Origin of the sequence: Carboxylicivirga agarovorans (assembly GCF_050589845.1) — a bacterium.
Taxonomy (GTDB): domain Bacteria; phylum Bacteroidota; class Bacteroidia; order Bacteroidales; family Marinilabiliaceae; genus Carboxylicivirga; species Carboxylicivirga agarovorans.
In genome coordinates, this window is record NZ_JBNGPA010000004.1 from 37,645 (window position 1) to 62,194 (window position 24,550).

15 protein-coding genes and 1 tRNA gene are annotated in these 24,550 nt (G+C 40.9%); 2 read left to right on the forward strand and 14 right to left on the reverse strand.

Features of this window, described 5'->3' with window-relative positions; all coding sequences use genetic code 11:
- Nucleotides 1-96: 96 nt before the first annotated feature.
- Nucleotides 97-1,179, reverse strand: a complete 1,083-nt coding sequence (locus tag ACRD69_RS06135) for a cytochrome c3 family protein (protein ID WP_430814193.1) — start codon at nucleotides 1,177-1,179, stop codon at nucleotides 97-99.
- A 232-nt stretch (nucleotides 1,180-1,411) separates the two neighbouring features.
- Nucleotides 1,412-2,521, reverse strand: a complete 1,110-nt coding sequence (locus ACRD69_RS06140) for an AI-2E family transporter (RefSeq protein WP_430814194.1) — start codon at nucleotides 2,519-2,521, stop codon at nucleotides 1,412-1,414.
- 205 nt (nucleotides 2,522-2,726) lie between these two features.
- On the opposite strand from ACRD69_RS06140, the gene ACRD69_RS06145 reads away from it, so the two are divergent.
- The gene (locus ACRD69_RS06145; RefSeq protein ID WP_430814195.1) at nucleotides 2,727-3,539 is read left to right on the forward strand and encodes an ADP-ribosylglycohydrolase family protein; all 813 of its coding nucleotides are present in this window, start codon (nucleotides 2,727-2,729) and stop codon (nucleotides 3,537-3,539) included.
- A 90-nt stretch (nucleotides 3,540-3,629) separates the two neighbouring features.
- On the opposite strand, the gene lon is transcribed toward ACRD69_RS06145, so the two are convergent.
- The 6 genes from lon to ACRD69_RS06175 all read right to left on the reverse strand — a co-directional run bounded on the left by lon (nucleotide 3,630) and on the right by ACRD69_RS06175 (nucleotide 11,621).
- Entirely contained in the window at nucleotides 3,630-6,080 is a 2,451-nt protein-coding gene (lon, locus tag ACRD69_RS06150; protein ID WP_430814196.1) for an endopeptidase La, read from the reverse strand.
- A 97-nt stretch (nucleotides 6,081-6,177) separates the two neighbouring features.
- Nucleotides 6,178-7,392: a putative sugar nucleotidyl transferase gene (locus ACRD69_RS06155; RefSeq protein ID WP_430814197.1), complete on the reverse strand. Its 1,215-nt coding sequence runs from the start codon at nucleotides 7,390-7,392 to the stop codon at nucleotides 6,178-6,180.
- A 94-nt stretch (nucleotides 7,393-7,486) separates the two neighbouring features.
- Nucleotides 7,487-7,747, reverse strand: coding sequence for a type B 50S ribosomal protein L31 (locus ACRD69_RS06160; RefSeq protein WP_200464468.1), 261 nt, complete (start codon nucleotides 7,745-7,747; stop codon nucleotides 7,487-7,489).
- 103 nt (nucleotides 7,748-7,850) lie between these two features.
- Nucleotides 7,851-9,053, reverse strand: coding sequence for a GNAT family N-acetyltransferase (locus ACRD69_RS06165; RefSeq protein ID WP_430814198.1), 1,203 nt, complete (start codon nucleotides 9,051-9,053; stop codon nucleotides 7,851-7,853).
- A 156-nt stretch (nucleotides 9,054-9,209) separates the two neighbouring features.
- Nucleotides 9,210-10,679, reverse strand: a complete 1,470-nt coding sequence (locus ACRD69_RS06170) for an aminotransferase class V-fold PLP-dependent enzyme (RefSeq protein ID WP_430814199.1) — start codon at nucleotides 10,677-10,679, stop codon at nucleotides 9,210-9,212.
- 255 nt (nucleotides 10,680-10,934) lie between these two features.
- Complete coding sequence (locus tag ACRD69_RS06175) at nucleotides 10,935-11,621, reverse strand: DNA alkylation repair protein (RefSeq protein WP_430814200.1); 687 nt, start codon at nucleotides 11,619-11,621, stop codon at nucleotides 10,935-10,937.
- 110 nt (nucleotides 11,622-11,731) lie between these two features.
- On the opposite strand from ACRD69_RS06175, the gene ACRD69_RS06180 reads away from it, so the two are divergent.
- A tRNA-His gene (locus ACRD69_RS06180) sits at nucleotides 11,732-11,807 on the forward strand.
- Nucleotides 11,808-12,210: 403 nt separating this feature from the next.
- Here ACRD69_RS06180 and ACRD69_RS06185 read toward each other — a convergent pair.
- The 6 genes from ACRD69_RS06185 to ACRD69_RS06210 all read right to left on the reverse strand — a co-directional run bounded on the left by ACRD69_RS06185 (nucleotide 12,211) and on the right by ACRD69_RS06210 (nucleotide 24,329).
- On the reverse strand, nucleotides 12,211-15,078 hold the full coding sequence (locus ACRD69_RS06185) for a glycosyl hydrolase 115 family protein (RefSeq protein ID WP_430814201.1): 2,868 nt from the start codon (nucleotides 15,076-15,078) through the stop codon (nucleotides 12,211-12,213).
- 28 nt (nucleotides 15,079-15,106) lie between these two features.
- On the reverse strand, nucleotides 15,107-17,644 hold the full coding sequence (locus tag ACRD69_RS06190; RefSeq protein ID WP_430814202.1) for a beta-mannosidase: 2,538 nt from the start codon (nucleotides 17,642-17,644) through the stop codon (nucleotides 15,107-15,109).
- A gap of 51 nt (nucleotides 17,645-17,695) precedes the next feature.
- Nucleotides 17,696-19,132 (reverse strand): sulfatase family protein, encoded by a 1,437-nt coding sequence (locus ACRD69_RS06195; RefSeq protein WP_430814203.1) that lies wholly within the window; start codon nucleotides 19,130-19,132, stop codon nucleotides 17,696-17,698.
- A 39-nt stretch (nucleotides 19,133-19,171) separates the two neighbouring features.
- Nucleotides 19,172-20,194 (reverse strand): PEGA domain-containing protein, encoded by a 1,023-nt coding sequence (locus ACRD69_RS06200; RefSeq protein ID WP_430814204.1) that lies wholly within the window; start codon nucleotides 20,192-20,194, stop codon nucleotides 19,172-19,174.
- Nucleotides 20,195-20,315: 121 nt separating this feature from the next.
- Nucleotides 20,316-22,292 carry a glycoside hydrolase family 97 protein gene (locus ACRD69_RS06205; RefSeq protein WP_430814205.1) on the reverse strand — a complete coding sequence of 659 codons (1,977 nt, stop codon included), beginning with the start codon at nucleotides 22,290-22,292 and terminating at the stop codon, nucleotides 20,316-20,318.
- An 18-nt stretch (nucleotides 22,293-22,310) separates the two neighbouring features.
- Complete coding sequence (locus ACRD69_RS06210; protein WP_430814206.1) at nucleotides 22,311-24,329, reverse strand: glucosidase family protein; 2,019 nt, start codon at nucleotides 24,327-24,329, stop codon at nucleotides 22,311-22,313.
- Nucleotides 24,330-24,550 lie beyond the last annotated feature (221 nt).

Sequence of the window (24,550 nt, forward strand, 5' to 3'; positions counted from 1 at the left end):
GTATCAAGAGTTAAAACATAAGCATCAAGATAGTTCCCGTCTTGTGTCTTTTATCTTGCTCCCGATAGCTATCGGGGTTTAATCTGATTTTCTTTATTAATGGTGACATTTCATACAATCGTTAGCGCCAATATCAGCTGCCTGAATAGAGTCGCGAACACCTTCTGCTAAGTCTTTATGTAAAGCCTCGAAAGTTTTGTAATAGTCGTTTCCTTTAAAGTTCACATTGGTTTCCTTATGACAGTCCAGACACCAGCTCATTGACAAGTCATTCTCCTGCTTAAGGATATGCATGTTCTCAACATCACCATGACACTCCTGGCATTCACGTTGTCCTACATTAACATGTTGGGCATGACTAAAGAAAACATGATCAGGCAGGTTGTGTATACGTACCCATTCGATGTCTTTATTATTCTCATAGGCATCTACAACCTTGGCAATCTCAAATTGCCCGGAGTTAGATCCATTACGCACTACCTGGTGACAGTTCATACACAAGCCGGCACTTGGGATCCCAGCTGACTTGCCTTCATCAGCGTTGGAGTGACAATAGAGGCAGTCGATCTTATTATCGCCGGCATGCACCTGATGCGAGAATTTTATCGGCTGATCAGGCATATAGTCCTGACTACGCCCCAAATCAATGGCTTCGTGCGCAACAATTTTCAATTGGTAACCAACACCAAAAATGATGATTAATACATGTATAGCTTTATACGGAATCTTTTTGGTGAAGAACATATCAACCAATGCGACGGCCATTACAACTCCTAACAAGAGGAATATCAGTAATTTATTAATGGACAAAGGTTGATCTTTAACGCCCGTATCTGCCAGTTCTTTTAAATACCCCTGTAAATGAAACAACTGTTCATCATCCAGTTGATACTTTACATGCACCTTTTCGCGCATGGCACCCGACGGCGTCAGCAAATGTTCCTTGAATGTGGCCAGATCCATTTCTGCGGCCACCTTAGCCATTTCAAAGGCTGAAGGATTCCAGTTCATTGTGTCAGCAGAATGCATCGTATGACACGAAACACAGGAATTTGATCCATCGCCCGTTGAAATTAATCCGTAAAAAAGTCGCTCTCCAACTTTAACATCAGGTTCAGGCCCGTTACTCTTTGCATGCAGTGTTGTTATGCCGGCAAAATGCAGCAATATAAAAAACAACGCGAAAAATTTTAAGATTTTTTTCCCATGACAAAGGGACCTGGATAAAGTCTCTACCATAATTTGTCAATTATTAACGTTTCGAGGTGAGTTTCGATTGCTCTGCAACCCCTGTAAACCCTCAAATTCTTTTTATATTTTATTGTTATTTTTTAACACTTAAACTTTCAAACATTGATAACGAATCAATGATTAAATTGTTTAGCAGGACAAATATAACTTTTCAGACCTTTTATTCTCTTATTTTCTCCGTTAGTTTTTGCACTAACTTATAATTAAAGAAGAATTCCTTGGCTATCACCCTGATAATGGTATAAACAGGTATGGCTAAAAACATGCCTATAATACCTGACATATAACCGGCTGCGAGAATAAGAATAAATATTTCAAGTGGATGCGCCCTTACACTAGCGGAGAAAATAAAAGGCTGGAAAATAATATTGTCTAACAACTGAACCATTAAGAAAACGATGAATACACCAAACATATATGGCACAAAGTCGGGTGGTACAGCGGCCTGAACATAAACAACAAGGGCCACAAGGAATCCGAAAAACGCCCCGATAAGTGGTCCCATATATGGTATAACATTCACAAAGCCGGCAAACATGCCAATGATCACTGCATGCTGCATTTCAATACCAACAACAACTAATCCTAATGTTACAAACAGGCTGATCAGTGTTATTTGAATAATGATACCAATAAAGTAGCGCCTCAGCAGTGTTTTAATGGAGGAAAGGACATGTTTGATTCCTTCTTCGTGATGGCTGGGAATAAAAAGCAGGAGACCCTGCACGATCAACCATTCTTCTTTTAAAAAGAAAAAGGTGATAAACGATACACTGAAGGCGAAAATAAAAACACCCCCCAGGAAGCTTACAAGAGTTGCGGCAATACCACGCAGTCTTGAAAAGTCGAAAAAAGTAAGGGCTGTTTCTTTTATCTGATCCTGAATGACCTGTAATCCGGCTTTACCAAAATCAGTTTCTTTTAAGGGTTCAGCAAGCGAGCCAAGCAGGCGGTCAGCTGTTTCAAACACGGCATCCAGATCAACGCTTGACAAAAAGTGCACTTCTTTAACGATGAAGGGCACACTGATACGAAAGAAGATGAGAATAAACACCCAGAGGGTAAGAACCGTCAGCAGTGCTCCAAGCGCGTTGGAAGGTCGCCATGATCTGATTCTTACTTTTTTTATCAGGTCAAAGATAGGACGGGCAACCAGTGAAAGAACAGCCGAAACAATTAAAAATGAAACAACAGCACGGAAATACCAAATCAGCATAATTGACAAAATCGCAACTATCAGCCAGATGATATATTTAAGCCGTTCTCCCATTTCATAAGCACTTAATACACTATATAAGCACGTGAAATAATCGTCCAAAATCAAGGTCAACGGCAGAAATAATATGCCTGTTAGTCAAATAATTCATTGTGTTTATCACAAATATTCAGTCATTAACCACAAGCACTGATGATTACAGTGAAATGCCTCGCATGTAAACACTATTTTTATGGCTCCAACACCTAACAAGTTATATATGAGAGGAGCAATTGTAGGCGATATCATTGGCTCGGCATTTATTGATTCGCCACAACCAGCAGTTAAATTTCAACTATTAAAACCATTCTCGGCATACACCGATGATACTGTATTAACGATCTCAACGGCTGATGCTATTCTATCAGGCAAGTCGTACAAGGAGGCTTTAAAGGAGTGGACACGTGCATATCCCACAGCCGGTTACCAGTCAAAGTTTCTTGAATGGGCTTTATCCAATAATGAAGATGAGGCGTACCACAGTTCGGGCGATGGTGCTGCACGTCGTGTCAGTCCCATTGGTTATTCGGCACTTTCATTGGATGAGGCTTTACTTGAGGCCAAAAAAGCAACGGTAGTCACTCACAAGGATGAAGCGAAAGTGCAAGCCAGCCAGGCATTATGCGGAACAATTTATTTAGCTAAAACAGGTCATAATAAGACAACCATTAAAGAATTCCTTATTCATGACATGGGTTATAAGCTACCTGATACTTTAACGAAAGATTGTACTGAAAAATTTAAACAGCAGTATCAATCTCCAGTTCCATGCGCAATAATGGCTGTCCTTAACTCTGACAGTTTTGAGGAATCAATACGGCGTGCCATTTGGCTTGATGGACCCAGCAACACTCTGGGAAGCATTACCGGAGCTGTGGCACAGGCTTATTTCAAACACATACCAAAATCCATTATTCGCAAATCTTTATCGCGACTATCTGATGATCTGGATACAACCTTAAGCCGGTTTGAAGAAAAATACTGCTCCCGACTGATCATCGACAAAAAGGAAATACAATTTAATTTTCATTAGGAGATACCTTTGAGGAAAGGCGTCTGAAAACATATTCGCTTCCTCAATCAAAAATAAAAATGGCCGGTAAAACTACCGGCCATTTTCATATTATATCTGTAATGGTTTCTTTACTTTTTCATCCAGCAATGCGAGCTTGAGTACATCAGACACTTCTTTTACGAAGTGGAATTCCAGTCCTTCCAGGTAGATATCATTGATTTCATGGATATCCTTTTGGTTTTCCTGCGAAAGAATTATATCAGTGATACCGGCACGTTTCGCTGCCAGGATCTTTTCTTTGATACCTCCCACAGGCAATACTTTCCCACGTAATGTGATCTCACCTGTCATGGCCAGGCGTGCACGTACTTTTCGTTGTGTAAATGCCGACGCCAGTGAAGTGACCATGGTTACACCTGCAGATGGACCATCTTTAGGAATTGCTCCTTCCGGTACGTGAACATGTACATTCCATTCATCAAAAGCCTCCGTTTTAATATTAAGTGCTTCAGCATTGGCACGCAGGTATTCAAGCGCCAATAGAGCCGACTCCTTCATGACATCACCGAGGTTACCCGTCAAGGTTAATTTTCCTTTCCCTTTACTTAAGCTTGTCTCTACAAAAAGAATCTCACCGCCAACAGCCGTCCATGCCAATCCGGTCACTACACCAGCCGTTGAATTATCCTGCCATTTATCTTTTGAGAAACGTTCTACTCCCAAATGGACCGAAACATCCTTAACAGCTATCGTCTTCTTTACTTCCTCGTTCTTAGCGATCTTTAAAGCTATTTTACGACACAACTTAGCCAGTACTTTATCCAGCTCACGAACACCCGACTCTCTTGTGTAGGCCTCTACAATGTATGATAGTACTTTTTTGCTGACGGATATGGTTCCTTTTGAAATACCGTGATTCTCCATCTGCTTTGGTAACAAATGGCGCTTGGCGATTTCGGTTTTTTCCTCAAGGATATATCCACTAACATTGATCAGCTCCATACGGTCAAGCAGCGGCTGTGAAATGCTTCCAAGTGTATTAGCCGTAGCTACAAACATGGTCTTTGACAGGTCAAAATCCACTTCCAGGAAGTTATCGTGAAAGTGCTCATTCTGTTCAGGATCCAGCACTTCCAGCAATGCTGCCGACGGATCACCATGTGCACTTGCATTCACTTTATCAATCTCATCAAGTATAAATACAGGGTTGGCTGCTCCGGCCTTTTTTATACTCTGTATAATGCGTCCCGGCATTGCGCCAATATAGGTTTTTCTGTGTCCGCGTATTTCGGCCTCGTCGTGCACACCACCCAGTGACATACGCACATATTTACGCCCCAGTGATTCGGCAATGGATTTACCCAATGATGTTTTACCAACTCCCGGAGGGCCATATAAACAAATGATCGGCGATTTCAGCTCGCCTTTCAGCTTTAATACAGCCAGGTGTTCAAGGATACGCTCTTTCACTTTATCCAATCCGTAGTGATCACGGTCTAATATACGTTCGGCACGATTTAAATCGTAATTATCCTTTGTGTATTCATTCCATGGCAGATCAATAAGTGTTTGCAGGTAGTTATGCTGCACCGAGTATTCACCTGCCGCAGGGTTAAGGCGTTGTAACTTATCCAATTCTTTCTTGAATAAATCCTTCACCTCTTTGCTCCACTTCTTTTTCTTCGCCTTCTCTTTCAGGTCCCTTATCTCCTGCTCAATCGGGCTTGAACCCAATTCATCCTGGATAGTCTTGATCTGCTGCTGCAACATGTATTCGCGCTGTTGCTGGTCAATATCAAGTTTCACCTTACTCTGGATATCAGACTTGAGCTCTTGCATCTGCACCTCACGTGCTAAATGTTCGAGCAGTAGCATACCACGGTCGAATAAACTATTTTTAGCTAATAATTCCTGCTTTTCATCTACACTAATTTCCGAATTAGAGCATACGAAATTTATCAGAAAACCATCGTTCTCAATATTTTTAACAGCAAAAGACGCTTCGGGTGGCACATTTGAATTAGCCTTTATCACACGAAGCGATAAATCTTTTATTGAGCTAACAACCGCTTCAAACTCATTATGTTGTTCCTCATCTTTTTCATCTTCCAGTCCCTTTACCTTGGCCATATGGTATGGCTCATCAGTAATCATCTCTTCCAGCTGAAAACGTTTCTTACCCTGGATAATGACAGAAGTAGAATTGTCAGGCATTTCCAATACCTTAATGACTTTCGCTACAGTACCAACTTCAAACAAGTCGTCTCTTTCCGGATTATCAACCTTCACGTCTTTCTGTGCGATGGCACCAAATACGCCCTTTGACTTCTGAATTTCACGAATCAACTTCAGAGATTTCTCACGACCAATAGAAATGGGAATGATTACTCCCGGAAACAACACCGTATTTCGCAGCGGTAATATTGGCAAGATGTCAGGCACTTCGAAAGCACTGACATTTTGTTCATCTTCATCCGTTACAATCGGAATAAACTCAGCATCAGACTCAAAAACATCAGACATAAGCACCTTACTTAAACCAAATTTATTATTATCCATATCTTAATTCTCTAAATCAATGTCAATAAATGACAATTTGTCGGCAGTTATACAATAAACATACCTCTTCCCTTAATGTCAATTGGCGTGCCAAAAATCAGCGCAATGACGTTCGGTACTTTTGTGTGAAATCAAATACATCTTCCAGTACTTTCACATCCTCTTCCTTCATTTCCACATTACGTCGCGCCATAGCCATACGCCCTGTCTTTTCAACCGCTTTTAAGTGATTAACCTTATAGCCCTGTGGTCCGCCTATCACGAATGATGGCACAAAGTTTCGGGGAAAACCACTGCCAAATATGTTACTGCCAACACCAACCACTGTTCCTGAGTTAAAAGAAGTATTAATGGCGCAGCGCGAGTAGTCACCCATAACCAAACCACAGAATTGCAGGTTTGTTCTTCCAAACCTCTCCGTTGAATAATCCCATAACTTAACCATGGCAAAATCATTCTTCAGATTTGAGGTATTCGTATCCGCCCCCAGGTTGCACCATTCTCCTAACACCGAATCACCCAAATACCCGTCGTGTACTTTATTGGAGTAACCTGTAATGACAGAGTTACTTACTTCACCACCTACCTTAGACCAGGGACCAATGGTTGCACCCTGCAAAATCTTGGCACCCATGCTTATCTGGGCTGACTCACACAGAGCAATTGGTCCGCGTAGCATAGCTCCTTCAAGTATTTTCGCATTTTTACCGATATAGATTGGTCCATCCTGCGGATTCAGGTAACAATATTCAACCTGTGCACCTTCTTCAATAAAAATCTGCTCTGCTATTTCAGGATTTTTATTAGCTCCAACAACAGTAACAGTTTCATCTATTGCCTGCGATCGACGACCAGCCGTTAAGCACTTAAAATCCCTTTTTATCTCTTCCTGGTTATGAGGAATCAGCTTAAAGATCTTATCAATCAATGTATATTCACCCTCGTATTCAATGACAGCAACAGGAGAGTAATCACCTGATTCAATAACTGTTTTCAGATCGGCACTGCCCCGAGCAGCCAATAGTTCGCCCTTCTGAAATAAGGCCTCACCCTTATCCAGATTTTTTACCTGATCAACAAGCGCCTCATTAGGCAGGACCGATGCCGATATGTAGATATTATCATCAGTCAGATTTAACTCAAACTTAGTGTTCAGCAGATCAGTCGACAAATAACTGCCCTTACCATTGAGCCACAATTCCCATTTTTCTTTTATGGTTAGTATACCAATGCGTATGGCAGCCTGCGGACGAGTGAAGCATAGCGGTAACATACCGCCACGATATTGATTATCAAAGAGTATTAAATTCATAGGACAACGATTAATTACAAAAGCAATTTACGATTATTGTAAAAAAAAAGCTCCGGAAAATCCGAAGCTTTATATTTTTGTCTCCAAGCGTAAATTATTTGCGCTTATCGAAGTGCTTTTGGTATCTGCTCATGAACTTATCTACACGTCCTGCAGTATCAACAAGTTTCATCTTACCTGTATAAAATGGGTGAGAAGTACTTGAGATTTCTAATTTAACCTGAGGATATTCAACTCCGTCGATTTCAACAGTATCTTTAGTGTTAACAGTAGAACGAGTGATGAACGTATCCCCATTTGACATGTCGGTAAAAGCTACCAATCTGTAATTGTCTGGATGAATGCCCTGTTTCATTGCTATATAATTTAATTCTTTATTTTTCTTATTCGTATCGGGCTGCAAAGGTAAATTATAAATTTTAACCTGCAAAGCTTTTAATGCATTTAATCTCTGAAATTTATAATTCTTTTTCACTTTGTGCATTATACTTCGTATCTACAGGGATGGCAGAAGCTCTAACTTTTTCTTGTCCTGACTGATTAAAAACATATCGGTAGGTAATGTGTTTTTTACCGAATGAAGCACCCATAGACTCTTGTAAAACACGCATTTTAGGGTTAAAATCACCCACCCACGACAACTCTAACTCTTTGAGGTGCGGGTTTTTATCCACAGCTCCCTGCAAATGCCAGAATAATCCTGACTCAATACCTGAACGTTGAAATTTAGGAATGACACCAAGGATAACCACGCGCGCTCGCGTCATGTATTTATTACGCTTCATATATAAAAAGCGAAGTTTGTTCCATAAATTCATTTTCCCGTTAAAATGTTTCAGAATTTGATTAACATCGGGAAATAGTACTAAAAATCCGATGGGTTTACCCTCATGATAGGCATACCAGATCAATTCTTCCTTCATAAAAGCCTTTGCTTTCATCATGGTTGCCTTCAATCCCTTTTTATCAATTGGCGTAAAGTTTTCATGAAACCGCCATGCATCATTATAAACCGTTTCGAAATCGTCAATAAAGCGATCGGCCTCACTTATTTTAAAATGCCTGAAACTGAATCCTTCCTTTTTGACCACCCAGCCGGCAATTTTCCAGAAACGCTCAGGGAAAGGCGTCGTCAAATCCAAATGGTTGGTTATTTGCTCAAAATAGGTTGAGAAGCCATAAGCCTCAAAAAGGTCTTTGTAATAAGGGGGATTGTATTGCATACCGAAACCGGGCTGAGTGAATCCTTCGACGAGGCAACCCCAAAAGTTATCGTTCTCGCCAAAGTTAATGGGGCCATCCATGGCCTCCATTTTATTCTCTTTTAACCAGGCCTGTGCTGTATCAAATAATAAAAAGGCGGCCTTCTGATCATTAATACATTCAAAAAATCCCATTCCTCCCGTTGGCTGCTCAAATCCATCGGCTTTCTTATAGTTTATAAAAGCAGCGATTCGCCCTATGACTTTATCATCATCTGCCAGCAGGATATAACGTGTAGCCTTACCATGTTCCCAAAAGCTATTTTGAGAAGCATCAAAAACTTCGTTTATCATCCCATCAAGCGGACGCACATAGGCCGTATCGTTTTTATAAATATCTTCAACAACATCTAAAAACAATCGCTCGCTTCTCTTATCGTTTACTTCAAGTATTCTCATTCAACAGACGATTAAAAAAAATGGTGAACCTAAGGGCTCACTACAAAAATATACGATTTAATGAATTATCCTAGAAATACAGAAGCGTATGCATAAATACCATAAAAAAAAGCGAATCATTACGATTCGCTTTTCCATATATCTATATAAGGTGGTTTAAAAAGAAAACCATGAACCATAGTCTTCAGGCGATTTGCATGGAACAGCTTTATGAAAATACTCATTACGGGCAGCTACATATTCGTAATCGCCTTCCATTTCGCGCCAGTTCTGAGCGATGTCTCTAACCGCATTAATTAAATAATCTACATCCTTATCGGTCATGGTTGGATGGACAGACATACGAATCCATCCAGGTTTTTCAGATAAGTCGCCTTTATTAATCTTACTGGTAATTTTATTTGATGTATAATAATCAACGTGTAATAAATAATGCCCATAGGTTCCGGCACATGAACAACCACCACGGACCTGAATACCATAGTGATCATTTAACAAGCGGACAGCCAGGTTAAAGTGGAGATCATCAATATAAAAGGACATGGCTCCCAAACGCTTTTCAACATTGTCTGCCAGTATGTTCATACCTGGTATCTGACGAAATTCCCTGAAAATTTTTTCTATTATTTCATCTTCTCGAGCATGAATGTTTTCAACACCCATTTCCTCCTTTAGCTTAATAACCAGTGCAGCCTTGATGGATTGAAGGAAACCAGGGGTACCTCCATCTTCACGAGCTTCAATATCATCTATATACCGGTATTTACCCCAGCGATTGGTCCAGTCAACCGTTCCTCCACCAGAGTTATCAGGTGCTGAATTATGGTACAAAGCGCGGTTAAACACCATTACACCGGAACTTCCGGGGCCTCCCAAAAACTTATGAGGAGAGAAAAAGATGGCATCCAGACTCTCCATTGGATCACCCGGGTGCATATTAATTTTGTCATAGGGAGCTGATGCGGCAAAATCAACAAAACAGAATCCACCGTTTTCGTGCATGATACGTGCTAATTCATAATAAGGTGTTCGCACACCAGTCACATTGGAACACGCGCTAAAAGATCCGATCTTTAAAGTTCTGTTACTATATTTTTGAACCTCGCGACGTAAAGCATCCGGATCAACCAATAATTGATCATCAGGCTCAATAACCACTACATCGGCATTGGTTTCAAGCCATGAAGTATGGTTAGAGTGGTGCTCGAGGTGAGTCAAAAAGACAACAGGGCGCTCATCAACAGGCACCGAACAAAAACGTTGGGCCTGCTCCGGAACACGCATTCCCAATATCCGCTGTAGTTTGTTAATTACATTGGTCATTCCAAAACCAGCTGTAATAATTATATCTTCAGGCCCGGCATTGACATGTTCTTTTATGACATTATGAGACTGCTTATAAATGTTTGTCATTATCAAGCCTGTATCGCTTGATTCTGAATGTGTATTAGCCACCATTGGACCAATTTTATCCTTCATCAATTCTTCAATTGGCTCATATAATCGACCACTGGCAATCCAATCGGCATAAATCAAAGGTTTTTTACCATAAGGCGTTTCTATAACGGCGTCACACCCTATGGTATTCTTTCTGTATTTCTCAAAATATCGCTCCAATGTACTCATGAAAACCTGATTTAAATTTACTACCTACTACAGACAATATTAGATTTCTCAGCTATTAAAACAGCCTGCTGTTCCGACTACACGCATGTTTAATGTCTCTCATTCGCGCATACCACATCCCTCTGACGAGCACACATGAAATAATCGGACAAGAGAAAACGTTATACCTGCTTCCTCACAAATATATATAATTAAGTGATTACTCAAACATGACTTTCACCCAAGACACTCACTTTCAAACCTGTATATATTCACTTATTTGCCATTAATAAAATCAATCTCAGTAAGCAGTTCCTGGCCTAAAACCTGTTTATTCCTATCATTTTCTTTACTTAATAAGCTGGCAAATTCAACAATTTCCGCAGTCTCCTGTACGCAATAACGTAACTTCATTCTTAATGCAAATGATAACGCTTTAACGATAAATAAGTCCTGTGCATGGTCAAATGACTCCATCAGGATTGATGAGTGAGGCGTGTCAATTTTCGCATCTACCTGAAGCTGCCGACCAATGGTATATAATGCTGTCGCTTTCAGGTAATTATTATCACAATTAACCCACTCTATCAGCAGCTCTTTTCCTATATCAATACGCGCCCATAAGAACATTGCTGTTCGCTCAACCAGATCCTTATTACTGATTTGTTTAGACCATTCTCTGCAAATATCTTCTGTCATTTTTTCGGCTGGAACAATCAAAGCAGCCAATAACATCATTTCCCTGACCTCAGAATACCACATACGCTCGGCCAGTTCATAACTTGCCGGAGTTCGTTTGGCCAATTGCTTTAAATGGGGTATTCCAACGCCATAATTAATGCGATAATGTATTCCACTTTCTTCCATTTGAGAAGTAGTGGCTCCATTCATGTGCAATTTAAGTTGATTAAGCACCCACTCCAATTCCTTTTCTACCTTCTGATTCTCAATAAAAAACCTCATATCTCCCATTTATAAACGTATACAAAGGAAAAGTTTTTTTTGTTTTTTTTTGATTGTTCTTGCAAATATTAAATCACAAATACTATCTTTGCAATCGCAAAAACAAAAATGGTGGTTGTAGCTCAGCTGGTTAGAGCGCTGGATTGTGGTTCCAGAGGTCGCCGGTTCGAAACCGGTCTTCCACCCAAAAGCCTCAGTTAGAAATAACTGAGGCTTTTTTTGTTTAATAAATTAGTGATTTGCATGAGTAAACTTATCATACCTCAAAAGAGTTTTCGTAACTGCATACTCGCTATTCAACCTGTTATACTTTATAATTCATTCCTATTATCGTCATTTTTTCTTCTATTATCATTGAACGAACATTGAACGAACATTGAACGAACCTCAGGTTTTTAGTTTGGATCAATTCATTTCATTCAGATAAATAACTAATAAAGATTCAGGTTTGCATCGTAAAAAAAAGAGCCTTGCCATTACGGCAAGACTCCTCCACATTTATCACACTAATTAATAACCTTAAACAAGGTACTATGAATCGTTTAAATCACTGAGTTACCAAAATCATGAGGCCGATATTGAAAACAGGTTAATACATCACAATATCGCGAATTACCAGACCCGGATCTAAAAAGTAAATTTTCAGATCAATCTTCTCACCTTTCTTTGCGGGGGAAGTGATCTTACGCGATGTAAATCCCCTTATTACATTATCCTGCCATTCAGGTGTAAATTCATCTGCCTGCACATCAAAAATCTGCGGTTTCGCGCCATTCACCGAAACTGCATAACTCAGCGTCCTGCCATCGTGTACACGCTGCGTCGGCAAGGTTCTGATCTCTATCTCAGAACAATCTTTTTCAACAGCTATAGCGTATTCTATCCAGGCCGCTTTATTCCACTGATCCGGGTTTAGTGATGGCGATGTAAACGGCATGATTGAAACACCACTTCCCATTCCCATGCCCGGGGTAACAGTAACAGTTGATTCTTTTGTATTCTGATGCGCCACAAATTCACCCGCCAATAGTTGTTGCTTATAGTCAGGGCGTGACGGCGGATACCATCCAATGTGTATGTTTCCGATGTGAAGCAGTGAATCAGGTAAAGTAAGGCTTAATGTATTCCGGCCTTTTCTAAGCTTAGCCATTCCCAGCTTGTACCAAACAGGAGCTGCTGCCCTGGTATGCCAGATGTTACCAATATGCTTCAACTCGCAACCAAGACTATCCTCATTCACAAAAAGCCTGTATGATGGTGTATAGCTTGTTGGTATGCTTGCAAAGATCCATACAGGCATTTCTCCATCCTTATCCGACTTCCAGCTGTAATGACCAGGCAATAAAGTTTGAACAGGACTGTTGTCACCATCAGCCTGCCGCAATACCCCATCTTTGAAAATAAGAGGTTCATCACATTTGACATTGTTTAAAACAACGGTGTGTGCCTGTGGTGACTTACGGGCTGCCATTACCAATTCCCTTGTTGCCACTTCGGGCATTTTATCACTCATCCATGGATGCCAGCTCATGATATGGTTCCACTTGCCACCGCTGTTTACAGCATTGTAAAAGTGGGTAATCGAATCCAATTGCATATGGCATGACAATGCCTGACTGGCGTCCTCCAGCGCGCTTATATCACCTATCGCGGCCTTTTGAAGGCTTCTTCTTGCCAGCAGGTTACGCTCATTCATATAGTGGCAGCCCAGTACCGGGTACTCGACCAATTGATAGAATGCCGGCTTTAAGTTATCCGGCACCTGCTCCATAAGTCTGCTGGCGCGTCCAGCCAAATCTCTGTACTCCTGAATTCGCTGATTCAGTTCTTCCGGGGAATAATCCAGTCGATAGCAATGTTCCGGCTTACCTGATTCGGCTAAGCGGTAATAGTCCGACATAAGATCGGCGATACTTTCTGCCATTGCATTACCAAAAGTCAGTCCGGCCCACTCCCTGTTGAACAGATGCGCGTTTGAAGGTGTCCAGCGGTTTATATCATAAGCCATTTGAAGCGCAAAGGTTAACTCTTTTTCATGCGGCTTAATATCTCCCACGTTAAACATCCATATTCTATCAGCACCATATTCATATGCCTTTGTCATTTCATAAGCCACAAGCATTGGAGAGATGGTATTAAGCCAAAGGTAACCTTCAGGCGTTCCTAAAAGTGAAAGGTGGTAATACACGCCTGAGCCTCCACTACGTTTCTGTTCATCAGGGGTGCACAACTGACGCGTATAACCATGGTTATCATCAGCCCATAAGAGGGTCACATCGTCGGGAACCTCAAGACCGTTCTGATAGGTCACCAGCACTTCTTTATAGGTGCATAAAACCTGTGGAATATCTTCTGCGTTTTGCCCCACTGCATCTTGCAATATCTGTCGCTGGTCAGTGATGGACTGCCTCGTAATATCCACCATCTCTTCAATGCTTTCTGCACCCTGCATCTCAATATCTTCGGTGCCCCTCATCCCAAGCGTGAAAATATTCTCATAATGTTTGGTTCGGTCAATCCTTTCTTTCCAGAAAGAATTGATCCTATCGGCATTGACTTTATAATTCCATGGTCCTTGCTGATCCTCATTCCATTCGGTCATGGTATTGCAGTGCATCTGCTCGCAATGTGAGGTACCGATGACAATGGCATAATTATCGGCTACGACCGGATTTTCGTCATAATAATAAAACGGCTTTGTACAGGCGTGCATGGCAGGCCAGCAATAGTTGGCCTTGAGCCGTAACATTAATTCAAAGACACGGGTATAGGTTTTGGGTCCTATATCTCCAATGTTTGTTTCATAGGTTTTACGCGCCCATACATTCAGTCCCCCAAATCCTTCATCATTAATGAATATACCTCGATATTTCACAGATGGCGGACCCTGGACGTACTTCCCTTTTTTGATATACAGCTCCTTCCTTTTCTCAGGAACAATATCTGCCCACCAGTACCAGGGTGAAACACCCATACTTTCAGAAAGAGTAAAGACACCGAAGGCAGTACCCCGCCGATCACTTCCTGCAATAACCAGGGCCTGATCAACACCACTCATGGGTTGCTCAATTGTGGCCATAACAAATGATTCCCACTTTCCTTTAACAGTGCTCACATCCAGCTTTTTCTCTTCTATCAGTTTATCAATCAACTGACTTCGCCCAATGGTACCTATTAAAACAACCGGTCCGTCAACATCGGGAACACCATTGGCAATAAGCGGTCGTTTTCCTGTTACCAGCTCAAGGTCGTCAGCTAAATGCTCCGTCACCTTAGCAACAACAGTGTGATCTGTTGCTTCAAAATACAGGCCTGCACAAGTCCCTTCTTTAACCAGAGGAAAGGTATTGGAGCCCGGTGATTCTGATATATCAAGTTTAAGCGTCTGAGCCTTGTTTACTGTTAAGTTTAAAAAGACGATCAGCAGGATGAACATCAGTCTCAGCCCTGTTTTCATATAATTATTCATCATTTTATACTATGCGTTAATAACTATCTATCAGTGACTTTATCTGCACCACCTGCCTTTTTACCTTATCTACAGATTCATTGCAGGTAAAGCTGATTATTCTATTTTCACCAGGGATCAGATCAAAGTAATTATCCGAGAGAGATCCCTCCAGTTCAGGAAAAGTAAGACAAACATCTTTTGCCAGTGACTTAGCACCCAGTGTTATCTGAAGCGTTTTATCATTCAGTTTTTCAATGGTGTAGCTTATCTCCGGCTTCTCTAAATTCAGATCTTTTGGTGCCTCGAAATAAAGATTGTTCTGAGCCGTTGCCGATCCATCTTCCATCAGCTTTGCGCTCAACACCACCTCACTTGTTTGATGCCCTTTCAGTATACTGCCAAGGGGCATGCTGAGCATTCGTTGGCTTGTATTTGCCGGAACCGTCACTTTATGCCTAAGCTCCTCTATTATTTCCCCTTTAAAATCCATTAAAGTGATCAATAATTCACCTTTCTCTTCCTTAAACCTATCTGAAACAAGGTAAATGTTAACACTATCCTTTTCAATTACCGGCGACAACAGGACAGGAGCATAGGCATCCCGCACTTTGTAATGAAGAGCTTTCCATCGGTTATAATAATCCACCGATGACCATGAAGCTACCGGCCAACAATCATTAAGCTGCCAGTATAGTGTGCCCATGCAGAAAGGCATGGAACGGCGATGTGCTTCAATGGCCATCTTTATTCCTTTAGCCTGCAATACCTGGCTCACATACACATATGACTCAAAATCTTTAGGCCATTGATAATCGCGCTTAAGGTAAGTGTCAATAACCGGATAACCGATACGATGCTTTTGATGATTCTTCATCACTTCAGTATCGATGCTTCTATCTTCGGGCAAGGTAAACGCCTCAATGGTTTTCATTTCAGGTAATGACTGAAAACCATACTCACTCATAAAGCGAGGAATGTTTTCTTTTTCAAGAAACACCTCAAAGGGATCCTGAGCATGCCACACGGCCCAAAGGTGCGAATCCCCATCACTATTTACCGGATAACCCCAGCCGTACTTTGGCGATGATGGCCAGTAATCTTTCCCAGTGTCATATTCTTCAATCACTTCGGGTAATAATTCTTCAAATAGAAGTAAATAGTCATTCCAGACTTTTGCAGAATCTTCTTTCTTGAATTTGCTTGGCCAGCGCCAATCTCTCCAGCCTATGTAGTTTTCGTTGTTTCCGCACCATAGCGCTAAAGATGCATGGTTGCGCAAGCGCTTCACATTATCAATAGCTTCTTGCTTAACATTCTCAAGATAATCAGCTTCACCCGGGTACATGCTACAAGCAAACATAAAATCCTGCCAAACCAATATCCCATGCTCATCGCATAAATCATAGAAGTAATCTTCTTCATAAAAGCCGCCACCCCAAACACGTATCATATTCATGTTGGCATCCAGTGCATGTTGGATGACACGACGATAATCGGCAGAGTCGACCTTGCTCTGAAAACTTTCCTGGGGAATGTAGTTGGCACCTTTTGCAAATACAGGAACACCATTTAACTCAAAGTGAAATGATGAGCCCAGATCATCGGGATTCTGTACCAGTTTAATATCACGAATACCAACATTTGTTTCTTTACTATCTAACAATTGGCTTTTACACACCAAACTTGTTTTGACTTCGTATAAGTTGGCTTCTCCTAGTCCGTTTGACCACCATAATTCAGGATTTTCTATCTGGAAATCGCAAGCCAGTTGGTTAAGTCCCTTCTTAAGGGAAACATCTATTTGTTCTTTTATACCTGCGCCCTCTACCTCAACAATTAAAGCAGCTTCCAGCAATTCCGACGCTTCAACTGAAATACTGGCACTCAGCTCAGCCAGCTTCTTATCGACACTTTTCTGAATAATGTGTGCATCAGTAATTACCGCATCTGACCATGCTTTGAGATACACGGGGCGCCATACACCTGCTGTGATAAAAACAGGCCCCCAGTCCCAACCAAAATGAAAGGCCGGTTTACGCGAATAGGCATAATCATCAAATAGAGGAACACTGTCTGCCAGACGCTTATCTTTATTGACCTGAACGGCATTTTGAAAAGTAATCTGCAAGGAATTTTCGCCCGGCACTAAATACTCCTTTGCGTTCAACTGCCATCGGCGAAAATAATTATCGGCCGACAAAATATGATTTTCATTTAAATACACTTCTGCATAGGTATCCAGACCTTCAAAACACAACTCAACTGCATCATGCCTCAACAACTTTTCAGTAACATTAAAGGTCGTTTTATATACCCAGTCGCGCTCGCCAATCCATTGCAGTTCTTTTTCATTATTACGGTAGTAGGGTTCTTCAATAATTTGATTAGTGAATAAGTCCATATGAACTGAACCGGGGACTTTGGCCGGCAGAAAATCAGAACTGTTCTTTTCGGCAAAAAACCAATCGCCGTCGCTCAGCTTGATTTCCTGTGGAACCCTGTTTTCATAGTGAACTGTACAAGCATTGAGAATTACCATGCAGGAAAGTGCAAAAAATATAATTTGTTTCATTTTGTAGTATTTTCAGTTAACGAACATGCTTTGTGAGTACTATTTTGTTTATTATTTAAATTGGTCATATTCGGGATTGATACACTGCTCGCCCCATCGGTTAAACATGAAGCGTAAACCATCAGCACCTTCAGGGTACTGCCCTTTATCATCGGTTTCCTGCTCCCATGCATTTAATATGGATCGCATTTGTAGCAATTGAGTTTCATAGGCCTTGTCAGCCGCCAAGTTATGAATCATATGAGGATCGGTATTGATATGATACAGTTCTTCTGATGGCCGTTCATCAGACCAGAACATCCCTGAAATATCGTCCAGCATATTTTCACTTGCTAAGGCACGCATCCTTTGGGTAATGTCCCATTCATCGCGATAGTTAGCCTGCATATAAGGACGCTCAGGAAAGTAGTTTTTAATGTATCGAAACTCTTTTGTTCGAACCGTACGAATGCGATCGATGGTAAAATCGCAGCGGTCACGCGTAGATATAACATATTCTCGCGGCGAATAATCAGTCGATAAAAAATCGATGCCTTCGGTATATAAAGGGATGTCAATTTGAGCTAAACCAAGACTCGTTATTCCGATATCCAGGCCACTAATTAAGTCATCATTAACAGAGCCTTTTTTAATGACACCATCTTTGCCAAAATAGGCTAGCACAAATGGCACATTGGTACCTGCATCATACAAAAATTGCTTATGACGCCACAGGCGCATGCCATGATCGGAAAAGAAAAAGATGTAGGTATTTTCCAGTAAACCATCGGATTTCAATCGTTCAATTATCTGCCCTACTTCATCATCTGTAAGCTCTACACATGCGAGATGATCAGCCAGTTCCTGACGTATAAAGGCTGAATCCGGATAATATGGCGGTACTTCAATCGAACTCGGATCTATAGGTCTAATTACCTTCTCTTTAAACTTGCGGTTATAAATGTGCTTGTTGCCATATAATTGAATCTGACCAAAAAATGGTTGTCCTTCGTCACGGGCATTCCAGTCGATTTTTAAGCCCTGCATGCCATACATGCCAATTGAACGAAATGCACCTTCATAGATATTCCTACGGTCATACCAGAAGTTATAATCATCTTTACCATGGTTGAAGGTGAAATAGCCCGCTTCTTTAAATAACTCAGGAATTGTTTGAATGGTATCAGGCAGAAAAATGGCTGAAGCCAAATCGCGACTGCTATGGTGATTATGCAATCCCAATGTGGTAGGCATCAGTCCGGTAATGATACCTGAGCGTACAGAAGAGCAGACACTGGCTGGCATGTGTATATTGGTAAATAATATGCCATTTTCAGCCAGGTTATCCACATTGGGAGTACTTACCAATTTATTGCCATAACACGCAAAATCAGGACTTAAATCTTCAACATAAATCCACAGTATATTAGGTCTATCGGGTTTCTTATGCGAACAGGATAAAGCTAAAAAGCAAATCCCCAATATCAACAACGATTGTAGTTTATTCATAGCTGAATTATTAGATTCATTTTTGGGCTTATACCAATATTACTGGCTTAAGGCACTTTCACGAACTGTGTATTTCAAAAAGGCTTCGGGGCCAATACCGCAATAAGTATTTCCTGCACCAAGGTCTTTTACGCGTCCACTCATAAAGTCAGCATACCAGTCCATCCATGGGTATGTATATTTATATTTTTCAGCAGCATGCAAAACCAGTCCATCGCCACCTTTCTCGGGCAATCGTTCGCCACAGTCCTGGAAATAATTCTCACCAACAGTGTGTAACCACTCGTGAACCCATACGCCCGGATCATTCTCTTTGTACCAATTAATGTTTTTATTAATGTCGTCGCCAGCATCAAATTTGATGGTGATATACCCTGTTTTTATCGGGTCATTTATAGGATCGGTCCAGGCTAATCCAAAGTAGGAACTCTTAAAACTGCAATCGCCATCAGACTCACGCCAAAACACAAAAACAGCATCATAATTACCAGGTTTTACTTCTGGCAAAAGTTCGGTAATAGATTCCGGTTCGAGGGTAAACCAGGTATTGCTGGCCTTGTGTAATTCAATAGGTGTGGTAATATCAACGCGCTCTACCTCCCATTTAGTGGTATTGTAGGAAAATGGGTGAAACTGATTATCGATGCTCCATTGGAAAAAATCAAACCCGGCATCTAACTCTTCCTGGCTAAAAGAAGAACTGCACTGACCATCGACACTATTGCCGGTGACTTCCTGAACACCAACCCAGAGTGCCTTCCATACTTTAGGTTCTGGCACATCCTGCATTGTGAGGTGCAGTTCTGTATCTTCACTGATGGTAAGCTCCTGACGCAGGTATTGTTTTGAGGCTTCAGCAGTGACTGAAATCACATGTTCTCCTTTGCTCACTTTAAACTTAGCTGGTGTGGTATACCCGGTATACTGCCCATCTAAATAGATGTGTCCTTGCTCTTCGGCAGTGACTTTTAGCAAATGCGATGAAGTTTGTTTATCTGTATTTGTGTCACAGGCCATTATACCAAAAGCAATAGCCAGAAATAATACTGTTATTTTTTTCATTTTCAATGTGTTTGATAAGGTTGTATTGTTAGAAATTTAGATGTTAATACCCGGTTCGGACTATCGGTAACGGTATACACCGCACCCAGCCCAAACTTGATTTACCTATGTATTTTCTTATTTATTGTACAGGACGGAGAATGGCAGCAAAACCACCTCCTTTGGCCAAATGAACGTTTAGCCTATCGTTTTGAGTAACCTTGATTACTTCAACCTTGTAGTCCTGCGCATATTTATTGGCATTGACACCATCCTTAAAAAGTTCTATTTCATATGTTCCTTCGGGCAAGAATGATAAGTCCAGTTCCATACTGCGCTCATCCCAGTTGGTCATACCTCCAATGTACCAGTTTTTGCCTTTCTGACGTGCCATGGTCACAAATTGCCCAATACTGGCTTCCAAAGCAATGGATTTATCCCAAGTGCTTGGCATTTTAGAGATGAAACGTGTACATTCCTCTTCTTTATAGTAATTGGACGGATTATCACACATCATTTGCAAACCACTTTCAAATACCACATACATGGCCAGTTGGTGACAACGAGTACCCATACTCATTGGACGACTGAATGAGATGTTAAAGTTTTCTTCCTGCATATTAATCATGGCTCCAGGCGTATAATCCATTGGACCAACTGCCATCCTAATAAAAGGTAAAGTTGTGTTATGAACAGGAGTAATCTCATCACTCCATTTATGATTCTCATTGCCTTTAACCCCTTCATAGCTAATAACGTTCGGATAAGCTTTACGCAGTCCGTTAGGCTTATACGAACCATGATAATCAACCAGTAATTGACGTTTAGCACATTCTTTGGCAATCTGCTCATAGGAATTAACCATGTATTGATCGGCTCGTTGCATAAAATCAACCTTAATACCTTTGGCACCCCATGAAGCATAAGTATCCAGAATCTCCTGCATGTTTTCATCTAATGGTTTCCACAAACACCACAGGATGATACCTACACCTTTTTCATTACCATAGCGGATAATTTCCTTAACATCCATGTCCGGATTAAAGTCCAGAATTTCAGTAGTGGATTTAGTCCATCCCTCATCAAGTATGACATATTCAACTCCATACTCTGAGGCAAAATCAATAAAATACTTATAGGTTGCTGTGTTCAATCCTGATTCGAAATCAACCCCATAGATGTTATTATCATTCCACCAGTCCCAAGCCACCTTACCGGGTTTAATCCAGTCTGTATCAGTAAGCTTTAAAGGATCTGATAATTGCATAACCATGTCTTGTTCCAACAATGTTTTATCATTGTTGGTGATGATAAACATTCGCCAGGGATAGGTTCTTTTACCTTTCGTTTTAGCAATGTAATCGTGCTCTTCGGTGATGATGACATTGCGGTCAACCCTCGCTCCAGGCTGAGGAACGGTTGTTTTAACCGCCTTTGGAAATTTTGATTTCAAGTGGTTTTGTCCCACAGACTCCAGAAACATATTTGGGTAATCATACAAATTAGCTTCTGAAAAAAGTATGCGAAACTGTTCGTTATCCTGATTAAACAAGACGGGCAGCGAACAAAAATCACCTACAGGAATGGAATCGACATCTATCTTAAGATAATTGCGCTCATAATGTGAGTAAGTAGATACTTCCTTAGGAAAAAAAGAGTTGGAGCCATCAGGAAAAGCAATATCTAATAACTCACTATTGATTTCAACATCACCACGCATTGATGTATTAAAACGATAAGCTACGCCTTCGTTATACACCCTGAAATGAAGACCAAATCCACCCTTAAAAGCAAGTTGTAACTCCTTGTATACATTGGTAACCTGGCGATTCTTTAGAGGAACTATCACGTCGAAGGATTCGTCTACCTCAACTTCCTTATTTGATTTCAGTTTTGGTGCATCTGCCAGCTGCCTCCCATTTACAGTCATGTCAATCGTGGCCTTTGGCAAAATAGTACGATTATATTTCTTAACCGACCAGCTAATCTGCTCATCGATTTGAACAGTCAGCACCGTGTTTCCATCCAGTGAACTTACCTTAAATTCCTCTGCAAGAGTATGGTTCATCAAACCAACACAAAACAACAAGCTGAATAAGTACTTTGCGATTCTTTTCATAGTTATAAAATTACTGGATTATAATTCAACCGTAAGAGAGCCACCATTGACTACCGACTTTTTATATAAGGTTTTTCCCTTAGCATCCTTAATCAACACCTCAATTTTCTTATTCTTTCTACTGATTTCCAAATCAAACTGCTCACCGAAACCATGCACTTTTTTGATGTTCATGTAATCCCACTCTTCAGGCAATTGAGGAGTGATGGTAAATGAATTAAAAGAAATGGGGCGAATACCAAATAGTCCTTCGATGAAAACACGACAATACAAGGCGCTTTCGGCAGAAAGATGACGTTGGTTATTTTCAGGATATGCCTCAACCGGATATGGCACACGATCACCTAACAAACGACGATTGGAATAATACTTCAGAAATTCAAGCCCACGTGTTGTTTCTCCTGCTGCAAATACGCCTCGTAATCCATACAGTGTTGAACGGTCCCAGAACGTTTTATCTCCAGACTCTGTAGCCAGGCCATCTTCAGTCCATAAGTCAGGTGAAAATAAGGCTTTAATGGTCGCATCTTTACGTTCGTAAATACCAACCGTTAACGGTATACATATCCAGGCACGAAGAATATCATTTCCTTCGTAATAGCGGTAAGTATCAAAACCCATTACATTGGCACCGAAGTGTTTTTCAATATTCATCTTTAAGCTTGAAGCCTGTTGTGCATAACTGTTGGCCAATTCATCATCCATACCTAACTCACGACATAAGTAAGAACTTGAAACCAAGGCATCGTAATATAGCGAAGAAGTGCACAGATTGGCATCACCTGCCGGGAACCGTCCTTCCAGTTCATCAGAATCGGAATTAACCACACCCGCATCATTAATTTTTCGACGACTAAACTCTAAACACCACTCAATCAAGGGCCATAGTTCACTGGCCACTTTTTTATCACCATAAGTTAATGCGAATCGGGCCGCACCATAGGCAATCATAGCAGCATCACCCCTGTCACCGGCACCATTCCAATAGCTAATGCCTTCTGCAATGATTGAGGAAGGAATTGGTTCGTACGCATCATTCATAAATTGAGCAAAATGACGATAAGAATTAATGGCCGATTCATTACCATAATCATAGCCCTGGAATGGGAAGAAAGGGTTGATGTATTCGGCCTGATCGTTGGCCCAGATAGCCGCATAATAATTCAATCCGCCAGGACCATGCATTGGGCCACCTTTGGTTTGATAAATGCTTTCGTTGGCACGAATTTTAGCAAAGGCAAAAGCCGTATTCAGTGTTCTGTCAGGCGTATCTAATATCAGATTATTCCATAGCATGCTAATGAAGGAAGCTCTTTTTACAAGTTCTTGCTCCACATCAATGGCCAGGGCCTGATCGCTTTGACGATGTGCAGAAATGGTGACGTAAAATACAATGGTTTCGCCGGCACCAATCTTTCTTGATCCTCCATTAATGCTCTGATATTGCACCACATGCGGCCCATCTACTGTTCTCTCCTCATGGGCTACCCATTGTTTATTCGTTTCAGGAATTTCAACAAACACATCTTTATCACCTGGATTATGAAGAACATGTTTTTCGCAAAAAGCAGCTTGATCGTAGGACACAAAGTAGGTACTTTCCAAGTCCAGTTTCAAAACCGGCTTGGTTCTGAAGTAGCTAAACTGCAGTTCTCTTTTGGTCTGTAGTGTACCATCGTGCTGTACCTGGAGTACTACCTCCTGTTTTGGACGGCGCCCTTCAATGTGTATACCTTTCGTTACATCATCATTAATGGTACGAAGCAATCCGCCACGAGTTTGATTTGGAATGATTCGCAGCATAGGCCAAACAATCTCACGGCCAATACTGAAGCTCTTATCAGCTTCAACACCATACTTTACCACAGCCGAAATAAATTTACCACTCATCTCGATGTCATCATGATGAGGCAAACCTGAATCCTTTACCGACCATTTGATACTACCATCATTATTAATTTCCCAGATACTAGAATTGGTTTGCGCTATAGCCTGTGCAGAGATTAGCAACAGAACAATTAGGAAAATATTTTTCATGTGTTCAAATTTTATTTTTCATTGTCACATGGAACTTTCAAGTAACTTTATTATTCATAAAAATTAGACCCTCAAAGGCATTCATGAATACTTTGTATTTCATTACCCAGTGTGTAATTTTTAAGATTAAAATTTACATGGGTGCTCCATATGATTTTGATTTACGCGTTATTGTTTTTATTGACACCTAATAGGGATAAGATACAAGATAATCAATCCTA

What these genes read in the sequence shown, in the direction of transcription:
- ACRD69_RS06145 (WP_430814195.1), top strand. Translation starts at nt 2,727, where the DNA reads ATGAGAGGAGCAATTGTAGGCGATATCATTGGCTCGGCATTTATTGAT.
- ACRD69_RS06140 (WP_430814194.1), bottom strand. Translation starts at nt 2,521, where the DNA reads ATGGGAGAACGGCTTAAATATATCATCTGGCTGATAGTTGCGATTTTG.
- ACRD69_RS06190 (WP_430814202.1), bottom strand. Translation starts at nt 17,644, where the DNA reads ATGAAACAAATTATATTTTTTGCACTTTCCTGCATGGTAATTCTCAAT.
- ACRD69_RS06200 (WP_430814204.1), bottom strand. Translation starts at nt 20,194, where the DNA reads ATGAAAAAAATAACAGTATTATTTCTGGCTATTGCTTTTGGTATAATG.
- ACRD69_RS06160 (WP_200464468.1), bottom strand. Translation starts at nt 7,747, where the DNA reads ATGAAACAGGGCATTCATCCAGACAATTACAGATTGGTAGCTTTTACC.
- ACRD69_RS06195 (WP_430814203.1), bottom strand. Translation starts at nt 19,132, where the DNA reads ATGAATAAACTACAATCGTTGTTGATATTGGGGATTTGCTTTTTAGCT.
- ACRD69_RS06155 (WP_430814197.1), bottom strand. Translation starts at nt 7,392, where the DNA reads ATGAATTTAATACTCTTTGATAATCAATATCGTGGCGGTATGTTACCG.
- ACRD69_RS06170 (WP_430814199.1), bottom strand. Translation starts at nt 10,679, where the DNA reads ATGAGTACATTGGAGCGATATTTTGAGAAATACAGAAAGAATACCATA.
- ACRD69_RS06165 (WP_430814198.1), bottom strand. Translation starts at nt 9,053, where the DNA reads ATGAGAATACTTGAAGTAAACGATAAGAGAAGCGAGCGATTGTTTTTA.
- ACRD69_RS06205 (WP_430814205.1), bottom strand. Translation starts at nt 22,292, where the DNA reads ATGAAAAGAATCGCAAAGTACTTATTCAGCTTGTTGTTTTGTGTTGGT.
- ACRD69_RS06210 (WP_430814206.1), bottom strand. Translation starts at nt 24,329, where the DNA reads ATGAAAAATATTTTCCTAATTGTTCTGTTGCTAATCTCTGCACAGGCT.
- ACRD69_RS06175 (WP_430814200.1), bottom strand. Translation starts at nt 11,621, where the DNA reads ATGAGGTTTTTTATTGAGAATCAGAAGGTAGAAAAGGAATTGGAGTGG.
- lon (WP_430814196.1), bottom strand. Translation starts at nt 6,080, where the DNA reads ATGGATAATAATAAATTTGGTTTAAGTAAGGTGCTTATGTCTGATGTT.
- ACRD69_RS06185 (WP_430814201.1), bottom strand. Translation starts at nt 15,078, where the DNA reads ATGAAAACAGGGCTGAGACTGATGTTCATCCTGCTGATCGTCTTTTTA.